The 11,859-nt window shown below is 41.0% G+C and carries 7 protein-coding genes and 1 pseudogene; 5 read left to right on the forward strand and 3 right to left on the reverse strand.

Annotated features, from left to right (window positions below):
• Positions 1-343: 343 nt before the first annotated feature.
• Both NDI35_RS27580 and NDI35_RS27585 read left to right on the forward strand, forming a co-directional pair.
• Entirely contained in the window at positions 344-5,689 is a 5,346-nt protein-coding gene (locus NDI35_RS27580) for a trifunctional serine/threonine-protein kinase/ATP-binding protein/sensor histidine kinase (protein ID WP_445315490.1), read from the forward strand.
• A gap of 43 nt (positions 5,690-5,732) precedes the next feature.
• Positions 5,733-7,265, forward strand: coding sequence for an ATP-binding protein (locus tag NDI35_RS27585; RefSeq protein ID WP_445315491.1), 1,533 nt, complete (start codon positions 5,733-5,735; stop codon positions 7,263-7,265).
• 286 nt (positions 7,266-7,551) lie between these two features.
• On the opposite strand, the gene NDI35_RS27590 is transcribed toward NDI35_RS27585, so the two are convergent.
• The 3 genes and pseudogenes from NDI35_RS27590 to NDI35_RS27600 form a co-directional block, all read right to left on the reverse strand.
• Entirely contained in the window at positions 7,552-7,965 is a 414-nt protein-coding gene (locus NDI35_RS27590) for a nuclear transport factor 2 family protein (RefSeq protein WP_333183336.1), read from the reverse strand.
• A gap of 76 nt (positions 7,966-8,041) precedes the next feature.
• Positions 8,042-8,440 (reverse strand): annotated as a pseudogene (locus tag NDI35_RS27595) (Uma2 family endonuclease); the annotation flags it as partial.
• A gap of 14 nt (positions 8,441-8,454) precedes the next feature.
• Positions 8,455-8,646 (reverse strand): ISAzo13-like element transposase-related protein, encoded by a 192-nt coding sequence (locus NDI35_RS27600; RefSeq protein ID WP_445315492.1) that lies wholly within the window; start codon positions 8,644-8,646, stop codon positions 8,455-8,457.
• 388 nt (positions 8,647-9,034) lie between these two features.
• On the opposite strand from NDI35_RS27600, the gene NDI35_RS27605 reads away from it, so the two are divergent.
• From NDI35_RS27605 to NDI35_RS27615, 3 genes are all read left to right on the forward strand, one after another.
• The gene (locus NDI35_RS27605; RefSeq protein ID WP_445315495.1) at positions 9,035-9,553 is read left to right on the forward strand and encodes a TdeIII family type II restriction endonuclease; all 519 of its coding nucleotides are present in this window, start codon (positions 9,035-9,037) and stop codon (positions 9,551-9,553) included.
• A gap of 34 nt (positions 9,554-9,587) precedes the next feature.
• Positions 9,588-10,778 (forward strand): DNA cytosine methyltransferase, encoded by a 1,191-nt coding sequence (locus tag NDI35_RS27610; protein ID WP_445315493.1) that lies wholly within the window; start codon positions 9,588-9,590, stop codon positions 10,776-10,778.
• Between the two features lie 304 nt (positions 10,779-11,082).
• Positions 11,083-11,562, forward strand: a complete 480-nt coding sequence (locus NDI35_RS27615; protein ID WP_510182643.1) for a PmeII family type II restriction endonuclease — start codon at positions 11,083-11,085, stop codon at positions 11,560-11,562.
• The last annotated feature ends 297 nt before the right edge of the window (positions 11,563-11,859 follow it).

Genomic DNA, 11,859 nt, shown 5'->3' on the forward strand with positions numbered 1-11,859 from the left:
TCTTTAGAGTTCTTGCAAAAGTCAAATTTACCCCCCGCCAGTCCCCCATATCTGGCTATAGATCTAGTAACTATAACAAGCGGTACAAATCTCCGAGGAAGCTCAACGGCGAGATACCTTCACTCTGTTCTGCCTGCTTTTGGAGGAAACTGTAGAGCGAGCTCCCTCCTAACATAAATCTTTATTTGTATTTTTTTTAAGAAATGTAAAAATTAATATTTTTTTATTTGAAATTTAAATTTTGCTTAAAGTGCAAGCTAATCTTTATATTAGAGGGTAAATCTACTTACAAATTGATAATGGCTAAAAAAATGTGTATTTCTTATTTAAATAGGCTGCAAAAATGATTAACTTAGCTGGCTACGAGATTACCAACCAAATACATGAAAGTAACAATTCTTTAGTTTACCGAGGATTGAGAAAGCAAGACAACCAACCAGTCATTCTCAAATTTCTCAAGCAAGATTATCCGATGCCAGCTTCGTTAGTCAGATACAAGCAGGAATACGAAATCACACGCAATCTTAACCTAGAAACTGTACCTAAAACCTACAGCTTAGAAAAATACCAGAACAGTTTGGCGATCGTTTTCGAGGATAGTGGTGGAGAATCATTAAAGCTGTGGTTGGCTTCTCACAAACTTACCTTAGAAGAGTTTTTGGCAACCGCTATTAAAATAACCAGAGCTTTAGGCGACATTCATCAACATAACATTATTCATAAAGATATCAACCCCAGTAATATTATTATTAACTCGACAACATGGCTAGTCCAAATCATAGATTTTGGCATCTCTACTGTTTTAACTCGTGAGAATCCTACCCTAAAAAATCCTAATGTTTTAGAAGGCACTCTCAGCTATATATCGCCGGAACAAACAGGCAGAATGAACCGAGCGATCGACTACCGCACGGATTTTTACTCATTAGGAGTCACTTTTTACGAACTGCTAACGGGGCAACTGCCATGCGATTACGACGATGCAATGGAATTAGTGCACTGTCATATTGCTAAACAAGCAGTACCGCCCCATGAAATCAATCCAGGAATAGGAATTCCTAAAACCGTTTCAGATCTAGTAATGAAGCTGTTAGAGAAAACGGCTGAAAAAAGATACCAAAGTGCTTGGGGCATCATCGCAGATTTAGAAGAATGCCTGGAACAACTACAGGCTAAAGGAACGATTGCTGATTTTGATCTCGCTCAAAAAGATATTACGGATAAATTTCAAATTCCCCAAAAACTATATGGGAGAGAACGAGAACTAGAAACCTTGCTAGCCGCGTTTAATCGCGTTAGCAAAGGCACGAAAGAAATTATGTTAGTGTCTGGTTATTCTGGAATTGGTAAATCCGCCTTAGTGCAAGAAGTTTATAAGCCGATAACTAAGGCAAGGGGTTATTTTATTGCCGGAAAGTTCGATCAATTTCAACGCAATATTCCTTACTCAGCTATTGTCAAAGCCTTTCAGTCCTTAGTCAAGCAACTGTTAACTGAAAGCGAAATCCAACTCAATAGCTGGAAAGAACAACTTTTAGCGGCTTTTGGTGATAACGGTCAAATAATTATAGATGTCATTCCCGACATAGAACTCATCGTTGGCAAACAGCCACCAGTCCAAGAATTAGGGGCTACGGAAGCGCAAAACCGTTTTAATTTAGTCTTTCAAAAATTCATCCGGCTCTTTGGCTCTGTGGAGCATCCCTTAGTCATTTTTCTGGACGATTTGCAATGGGCTGACTCCGCTACTCTGAAACTGCTGCAAGTAATGATGGCAGATGAGGAAACAAAATATTTATTTCTAATGGGTGCTTATCGAGATAACGAAGTGAGCCAGACACATCCCCTGATAATGACTTTGGAGGGGCTGCAAAAGCAAGAGCCTACTATTAACCAAATTACCTTAACTCCCTTAGATATCGGACATATTGCTAACTTGATAGCTGATACTGTGCGTAGGGATAGAGGTGCAGTCATGCCCCTAGCTGAGTTAGTCGTCGGTAAAACTCAAGGCAATCCTTTTTTTGTCAATCAGTTTCTCAGAACTCTCTATGAAGAAACCCTCCTGCATTTCAATTTAGTGCAAAGAAGCTGGGATTGGAATATTTCACAAATCGAAGCAGTAGGCATTACCGATAACGTTGTTGAGTTGATGGTCGGTAAATTGAGAAAAATGCCCGAGTCAACTCAACAAATTTTACAATTAGCCGCTTGCGTTGGCAATAGTTTTGACTTAAATACTCTGTCTGTTGTTCATGAAAAATCTCCCGCTGAAACCTTTCAAAAGCTATTGCCAGCCATTCAAGATGGAGTAATTTTAGCCACTTCTGAACTCGGCGTAACAGAAGAAGAAATCGTTCAGTCTCATCTCGTCATTACTACTTATAAGTTTTTGCACGATCGCGTGCAACAAGCAGCTTATGCCCTGATTGAAGAAAGTTCTAAAAAAACAGTTCACTTACAAATTGGTCGCTTGCTGTGGCAAAATACATCGCCAGAGAAACGAGCGGAAGAGATATTTGCGATCGTCGATCATCTTAATTTAGGAATTGAAGGGGTTGGCGACGAATCCGAACGAACTGAAATTGCAAAACTTAATTTAACCGCAGGTCAAAAAGCTAAAGCAGCAACGGCTCATGCTGCGGCTACCCAATATTTGCAAGCAGGTTTGGGACTGCTAGCAAATTCTAGCTGGACTCATCATTACGAACTGACATTAGCACTACATACCGAAGCTGCAGAGGCAGCATTTCTGAGTGGTGACTTTGACCGGATGCAGAAATTAGCTGAGGTCGTGCAAAACTGTGCCAAAAACCTATTGGAAAAAATAAAAGTCTATGAAGTCCAGATTCAAACTTCCGTGTCGCAGAAAAAGCTACTAGAAGCAGTTAATAGAGGGCTACAAGTTTTAAAGCTGTTAGGGGTGGAGTTTCCCTCTCAGCCAAACCCGTCAGATATTGGGCAAGCACTGGGGGAAACGGCGGCAATTTTGAAGGGGAAGCGAATTGAGGATTTAAGTGACCTGCCTCAAATGACAGATCCCTATAAACTAGCAGCTATGAGACTTATATCAAGTATCTTTGCTCCTGCATACATTGCTGCTCCACAACTGTTGCTCTTGACGGTGTGCAAACAAGTAGATTTATCCGTCCAATATGGTAATGCTTCTGTTTCTCCCTTTGCTTATGCCAATTATGGTTTTCTTCTTTGTGGAATTGTGGAGGATATTGATTCGGGTTATCAGTTCGGTCAATTAGCTTTAAGTCTATTGTCAAAGTTAAATGCTCAAGAAATTAAAGCCAAGACAGTTGTCCATGTAAATATATTTACCCGACATTGGAAAGAGCATCTGAGAGAAACATGCGAGCCTTTAGTGTCTGCTTACTCTAGCGGAATAGAGACAGGAGATTTAGAATATGCAGGCTTTAGTCTAATACATTCCTCCTGTGCAGCTTACTATAGTGGCAAAGAACTGACTGTGCTGGACAGAGGGATAGCAATTAACAGAGATGCTATTTATAATGTCAAGCAAGAAATAGCGCTTAATTATATAGAAATAAATTGGCAAGCTATATTAAATTTGTTGGGAAAAAGCGAAAAACCTTGTATTCTGAAGGGTGAAGCCTGTGATGAGGAGCTGAAGTTGCCATTATACCAGCAGGCAAAGGACAAATCGGCAGTTGCATACATATATTTGAACAAAATTTACCTTTGTTATTTGTTTGAAAATTACTCAGAAGGCATTGAAAATACTGCTCTAGCAGAGAAGTGTTTAGATGCAATGGTAGGATTGCCCGTTATTCCTATCTTCCATTTTTACGATTCTTTGCTGCGGTTGGCGGTGTATTCTGATACTCCACAGTCAGAGCAACAGGGCATTCTCGACAGAGTACAAGCTAATCAAGAGAAAATGCAGAAATGGGCGCATCATGCCCCAATGAATTATCTACACAAATTCTATCTAGTAGAGGCAGAACGGTATCGGGTTTTAGGGGTAAAAATCGAGGCAATAGAAATGTACGAGAAAGCTATTGCTCTTGCGAAAGAAAACGAGTACATCAACGAAGAAGCACTAGCTCACGAACTCGCTGGCAAATTCTATCTTTCATGGGGCAAAGACACGATCGCCCAAGTTTATATGCAAAACGCTCATTATAGCTACCAAGCTTGGGGCGCTGTAGCTAAAGTTAAGCATTTAGAAGAAAAATACGCCCAATTCCTAGCTAGAACCTCAGCCAAGACAACAACTCAAACGAACGTTAACACAACAACCAATGCGCCTAATAGCACTAGCACCAATTTGGGAGAGACGCTAGATTTAGCCACAGTAATGAAAGCTTCCCAAGCAATTTCAGGTGAAATCGTTTTGAGTAAGTTACTGGAAAGGTTGATGAAAATCGCCATCGAAAATGCAGGCGCCCAAAAAGGATTTTTAATTTTAGAAAAAGCAGGAAACTGGGCAATTGAGGCTGAAGGTTCCGTCAAGGAAGATGAAGTTAGCGTGCTGCGATCGCATCCTCTCAATGCAGAAGCTGCTTCTGGGGAAACGCCAAAACTGGCAAGTGCGATCGCCCACTACGTCATCCGCACCCAGGAAAACGTAGTTTTAAATAACGCTACCCAAGAGGGACAATTTACCCGCGATCCTTATATTGCAGCCACTCAACCGAAATCGATACTCTGCACTCCTCTGCTGCACCAAGGCAAGCTGACAGGTATTCTTTACCTAGAAAATAACTTGACAGAAGGAGCTTTTACTACAGATAGGCTAGAACTGTTAAAATTGTTATCGGCCCAAATAGCAATTTCCATTGAAAATGCCCAACTCTACAATAACTTGCAGGAGTTCAATCAAAACTTAGAGCAATTAGTGAGCGATCGCACCCACGAATTATCCAACACGCTGGATGCTTTAAAAGCGACTCAAAGTAAGCTAGTGGAATCTGAAAAAATGGCATCGCTGGGAGGATTAGTTGCAGGCGTCGCCCATGAAATTAATACTCCCATCGGCGTTGGTGTCACCGTTGCGTCAGCTTTAGCAGAACATACCACAGAATTTGCTTCTACTTATAAGAGTGGCAAAATGAAACGCTCGGAACTAGAAGAATTTTTGGATATAGCCAGCCAAAGCAGCAACACCCTTCTAACTAATCTAAATCAGGCAGCAGCATTGATTCAGAGCTTTAAAGAAGTGGCAGTCGATCGATCGAGCGAAGAACGGCGAACCTTCTTGGTAATAGATTATCTCGATGAAATTTTAATCCAATTAAAACCCAAATTGAGAAATAGCAAACATTCGATCGAAATTAAAGGAGACACCAAAATAGTCCTAGATTCTTATCCAGGTGCATTATCCCAAGTTATCACAAACTTGCTGATGAACTCTCTGATTCACGCTTACGAACCGGGCGCTAGTGGAAAGCTGGCTTTTGATTGGCAGCAAGAGGGATCTCGGCTTAGATTGGAATATTCCGATGACGGTCAAGGCATTCCCCCAGAAAATTTAAGTAAAATTTTCGAGCCATTCTTTACTACAAAACGCGGTCAGGGTGGTAGCGGGTTGGGATTGCATATTGTCTACAATTTAGTAACCCAAAAACTTCTGGGTGAAATAGAATGTAAAAGTGAGGTCGGAGTAGGCACCAAATTTATTATTAAGCTACCCGTCCAAATCGATTCAGAACCGTAGTTTCCTAAATCCCAACATCAGTAACACAGAAAGGTGAGCAGCAATGGACAAAAGTATTTACGGCTTTTCAAATGAGAAATCATCTGAAGAAGTGTTATTTGCGGAAGAAGTTAACTCAGATGAAGAGTTATTTTTTGCCGATGAAGTATCAGAAGATTCTCCGACAGAAAGCTGGAAAATTTTGATTGTAGATGATGAGGCTCAAGTGCACACAGCTACCGATCTCGCCTTAAGAAAGTTTGTTTATGAAAATAAATCTTTAAAATTTATTAGTGCTTATTCGGCTAAGGAAGCTCAACAGTTAATTCAAGAACATCCTGATGTGGCTATCATCCTGCTTGATGTAATCATGGAAACGGATGATGCTGGCTTAGAGTTTGTGAAATATGTCCGCCAAGTGTTAGGCAATCAGTTAGTGCGAATTATTTTACGCACGGGTCAACCCGGACAAGTACCCGAAAAAAGCGTTATTATCAATTACGATATAAATGACTATAAAACTAAAACTGAATTAACGACATCAAAGCTATACACTACAGTGCTAACAGCTTTGAGAAGTTTTTGTCTAGGTCATAAATTGCAGTCGGAAATAGAGCAGCGCGAACAAGTAGAGAAAGCACTGCGTATCAGTGAAGAAAAAGAACACCAAAAAGCTCTTGCCTTAGAGCATTTTGTCCGAGAACTGCAAGACACACAACTCCAGCTAGTTCAAAGTGAAAAAATGTCTAGTCTCGGTCAATTAGTTGCAGGTGTCGCTCATGAAATTAACAATCCGGTTAACTTTATTTACGGCAATATCTCCTATGCGAAAGATTATATTAAAGAACTCATCTATATGTTGAATCTCTACCAACGGCATTACCCGCAACCCGAAGCAGAAATTCTCCAGGCAATAGAAGATGGAGAGTTGTCATTTATCATGGACGATTTGCCAAAGTTGCTTTCTTCCTTGCAGTTAGGCATCGAACGCATTCGTATGATTGTGGAGTCTCTACGAAATTTTTCGCGGTTGGATGAAACTGAAATCAAATCAGTAGATATCCACGAAGGTATTAATAGCACCTTGATGATATTGCAGCACCGGCTAAAAGCTAGGGCAGAGCGCCCTGCTATTGATGTGATTAAAGACTATAGTCAATTGCCGCTTGTGACCTGTTATGCAGGTCAGCTTAATCAGGTGTTTATGAACCTTTTAGCGAATGCTATAGATGCTTTGGAAGAGCGGGGAAGTAGAGAAGAGAGTAAAGTTTTTCACCCGCAGATTTTGATTCGTACTGAAGTCGTAGCGGGCAATTCCTATGACAACATTAGCACGGGTTCTGGCATTCGGGTCACAATTGCTGATAATGGTATTGGCATGACTGAGAAAGTTCGTGCTAAACTTTTCACTCCCTTTTTTACTACTAAGCCAATCGGAAAAGGTACAGGCATGGGATTGTCAATCAGCCGAAAAATTCTGCTAGAAAAACACTGCGCTCAACTAGAGTGTTTTTCTACGCCAGAGCAGGGAACGCAGTTTATTATTGAGATGCCTACTATCTGTATAGCAACCAATTTCCCGGTATCTATGGTCTAGGAAACTGATTGGGCCCAATTCATCATATAGCGGTTTTCAGTTGCAGGGGAGAAATCAGCAGTAATTCCGAAAGTTACGCTAACGGGCTGAGACAAAAACTGAAGCCAAAATGGCTTAAAACCTAGATAGAAAAAGACTTTTACCTCGAAAGGGCATAAATCTAATATTTACAATGGTTTCAGGCATTTTTAGGCCACAGACCTCTTTCTTTTGCGAGGGAGAGGTTTTCAGCCCCTAAAAAGGTGAGAAAATGTCTAAGTTTCATTAAGCAACTCACAGATAACTCCTATCGAAACTTCCGTTCTGACTCTTGAATGGGAACATCATTAATGCTAGCTTCACGTCTTCGCATTAACCCATTTTCGGCAAATTCCCACTGTTCATTACCATAGGCGCGATACCAGTATCCAGAATCATCGTGCCACTCATACTCGAAGCGAACAGAAATCCGATTCTCTGTAAAACTCCACAGTTCTTTCTTTAAACGGTAATCTAATTCCTTTGCCCATTTTCGTCTTAAAAAAGCCTTAATTTCTTCTCGTCCGCTGAAGAATTCGGCACGGTTTCGCCACTGAGAATCTTCCGTATAAGCTAAGGCTACTCGTTCTGGATCGCGGGTATTCCAGGCATCTTCAGCAGCTTGAACTTTGGCTTTAGCCGTTTCCAATGTAAAGGGCGGTAGAGGTGGTTTAGTTTCCATCAGCTTTGTTTTTTGTGATTATAAAAGATCAGGTGCGGGATGCTAGCGCTACAGAGAGAGTTTTGGGAATTTGAGATCAATCCTCAGCATCGGGTTCGATTCCCATTGCTCGCAGTCGCTCCGCTAATTGGGTAACTTTTCGCTCTGCTTGTTCGGCTCTTTCCCGTTCTTGTTCGGTTCTAGCCCGCTCAATTTCAACTTGTTCGGAGCCAGTTAACAGCAAATTCCCCTGGGAATCCCACCGCCGCAGCCAAAGCAGTTCTTGATTTTGATAGTTTCCCTGCCACAGTCCCAATTCTACATCTAGTACAGGAATGGGATAGTGACCGCGTTCGTTTGGCTCCATCCTTCGATACCCAAAATCTATGAGGTGATAGACTTCTAAATTGCTCGTTCTCATTTCATAAATGCCCTAGTAAGGAATGCGGATAATTCTCTCGTACACCCAAAACTTACGAGGTTTAGTGGTGGTATCGTCAGCGGCCACAGTCAAGGAAGGCAGTACGTGAATAGTTTCGTCACTAAGGGAATACTAATGGTAAAACCTGCCGCTTGTAGTCCAGAAGCTATTTCTTTATGCGTCAAATTAGTCCATTTGATTAACTCATTCATTGGGTCTCCGGCTGTGTGATTTTTTAAAACTTCTAAAAAGGTTGCATCAATGCCGATTTGAGTAGACACAATACTTTTTCTTCCCGCTCCTTTCTTTCTGACCCTGGAACTCTTTAGTGTCTCTGAGTCCATTTTTTCTAAATCTTCTAATCCCTTGATTATGGTATTTCGGCGGCAGCCCAAAAGTTACATTACATAGCTAATTCCACCCCATCCTAATTTTTGAGATTCTTTCTTCTGCATACCTTTTTTTATCCTTTTCTGATCGTGATTTGTAAAATTTTTTCATTTCTGACTCAATTGAACTAGAATAAAACATGGATTTAAAAGTAAATTAGAATAGTTAAGTAGAAAAATCCGTTGTCAGTTGATCTCTCTTTTGGCGAAAATTGCAATAAGCGCACTTTTTTCATTATAACCAATAACTCATCAACTTATTTATTTTTCATTCCTTAGCATAGAGGCTATCAATGAAATTGAGCGTCAGATAGCGCTATTTGAGCAGTCAGCCGACAATAATGCAAATAAACCTGCTTTTGAAGAAATGATAGAAGCTGTTCTTGAGGCTCAAAAAACGAACCATTTAGTTAGGCGATCGGTCAAAGCAGATTTGTACGTGTTATCCCCTGACGGGAGGAAATTTTTCTTTGAAATTCAAGGGTCAAAACCCAACAAAGGACAATGCTTGGAGGTAATTCAACGACTGCTGAGATATCATTTACTGTGCGGACTGTCTCGACCCGATGCTCAATCTTATTATGCTATGGCTTACAATCCTTACGGGCCAAATCGTTCAGATTATAAATTGTCAGTGGCAAGGAAGTACACGCCCTTTGAACAAGCTGTCATTATGGGACATGAGTTTTGGAATATTATAGGAGGAGAGACTGCTTACGAAGAACTTTTGGATATATATCAAGAAATTGGGCGGGAGAAGGGTAATTATATGCTGGATGCTCTTGCATTTGGATTTTAGGAAAGTACAATTTTCATTACAGCAAAATCTAGTCTTGAGCCAAAAACCTGTGATTAACAACAAACCGATAACTATTAGCCTCTTTACTGGAGCCTACGGTTTAGATTTAGGTCTAGAAAAAGCCGGATTTCAGACAGTAAGTTTAGTAGAAATCGAACCTGATGCTACCAAAACAATCTCTCTAAATCGTCCTCATTTATCCGTATCTGCTGTACCGAGAGATATTTGCCAAGTCAGCGCCCAAACTCTATTACAAGAAGGCGGACAAATCTTAGGTTTAGATAGGCCTCTGCGCGCTGATGAAGTAGATTTAGTGACTGGTGGCCCCCCGTGCCAACCTTTCAGCACAGCCGGAAAACGGGGGTCTGTTGGCGATCCGCGCGGTAGCTTATTTATGGATTTCATACGCATTGTTGACGAAATCAAACCGCGCTTTTTTATCATGGAAAATGTTAAGGGATTGCTGTCAGCTCCGCTTCGACATCGACCTCACGATCGCCGAGGTTTAGGTTGCCCCCAGTTAGAAGCTGATGAGATGCCCGGTGCAGCGTTACAAGTGATTTTGGCAGAGATGAAACGCATTGGTTATGAAGTCGTGTATGATTTGCTCAATACTGCTGATTATGGCGTTCCTCAAGTTAGAGAAAGAGTAATCTTTATTGGTTATAAAGGTAATGATTCAGTTACTTTGCCGCTCCCAAGTTACAGTCAGAAAGGTACTGGTAAAAAACCCAAATGGCTGACGCTTAGAGAAGGATTAAAAGATTTAGTAGATTCTCAGCCAGAATTTGTCCCTTACTCAGAAAGTCGCCTCAAGTATTTGCGCCTGTTAACAGCCGGTCAAAACTGGAGGGATTTACCCAGCGAATTACAACAAGAAGCAATGGGAGGAGCTTATAAATCTGAAGGCGGTAAAGTGGGTTTTTATCGGCGCTTGGCATGGGATAAACCGTCGCCTACTGTCACAACGAGTCCCCATCAAAAGGCTACAGATATGTGTCATCCCGATGAATTGCGTCCTTTGAGCGTCAGAGAGTGCGCGCGAATTCAGACGTTTCCAGACGATTGGGTTTTTTATGGATCGACTGCTTCTAAATACCGACAAATTGGGAATGCAGTTCCGGTATTATTGGGAGAGGCGATCGGTAAGTACATTTGCCAGGTAATTAAGGGCGATCGAGTACAAGGGCGAGAAATAATTCAACAGTTTTCTCTATTTAATTAACTAATATTTAAACCAAAGTTTAGGCAAAATAAAAGTGTCAGAGCAACTTCATGAATTATTAGCCTTTGTTTTAGAAAAAGAAGTAGGACTGCCTGCCAGCAAGTCTCGATCTTTCGCCAGTCACTTTGCGGAGTTAGAATAATTTTTTAACTTAGAAGCCGCAACACTCAGAAACGGCATCAGCAGCATATCGGGCAAAAGAGCGCTCAGATTTACTCCCGATGAGATTGAACGCATTTTAGCATTTATATCTTCAGGCCAACTGTCGCTGCAACTTACTATCGCTGAAAATTTTTTAGCCAGCATTTGTCGAGATTTTACTGGGCGACAGCTCGTTATGGTGGAAAATCTGACTTTAGGGAAAATTCATCCCAACCCATTTTTAATCAGGGCGTTAAATCTGGACACTCCCGAAGAAGTTGTCAGGCTCAATGTTTATATGACTGCTACTAGGTCTATTGTCACTTCAATGGGATTTTTTATTCAAAAACTATTTATATCTTGCTATGAAAGTGCAGGAAGTCCACCGGAAGAGTCAGGATGGGACGCAATTAAAACTACGAGTGATGGCGAGAAATGCTGGATACAGGTCAAAAGTGGTCCGAATGATATGGATAAAGACCAGATAGTATATTGGGCTGCCAAAATTGAGGAAAAAATTCAGGAGGGCGATCGCGCTTATATTGGTATAGCTTACGGCAAAAGAACTAATAAAACTGTAACACTTGGTTTGCTGAAGCAAATTTTGCCAAATTCGGAAATGATCACTTTAATCGGTCGATAACTGTGGGATTTTGTCAGTGAAGATACTCGCTATACTGTGAATCTGTTTGAAGTTTTGCGTCAGTCGGCTGGTCAAGTTTTAGCACACAGTTCTATTGATGAAGCTATAGAAAGGTGTAGCGATCGACTAATCGCTGAATTTATCTGAAAGTACGGTGAGGGAAGTCAAGGTGTTTTTAACTATATAAGTAGGTCGGCGGGAAAATCCATAAGTATGTAACAAAATATTAAGTCGGGTGACTGGACTTGAATTTAATACGTTGTGTAGGGTAATCTCCTCTTTTTCCTCTAACTTCTA

The organism is Microcoleus vaginatus FACHB-2002 (assembly GCF_040004035.1).
GTDB classification, from domain to species: domain Bacteria; phylum Cyanobacteriota; class Cyanobacteriia; order Cyanobacteriales; family Microcoleaceae; genus Microcoleus; species Microcoleus vaginatus_C.

Coding starts and splice junctions, on each gene's coding strand:
- NDI35_RS27580 (WP_445315490.1), top strand. CDS start 344: ATGATTAACTTAGCTGGCTACGAGATTACCAACCAAATACATGAAAGT.
- NDI35_RS27585 (WP_445315491.1), top strand. CDS start 5,733: ATGGACAAAAGTATTTACGGCTTTTCAAATGAGAAATCATCTGAAGAA.
- NDI35_RS27590 (WP_333183336.1), bottom strand. CDS start 7,965: ATGGAAACTAAACCACCTCTACCGCCCTTTACATTGGAAACGGCTAAA.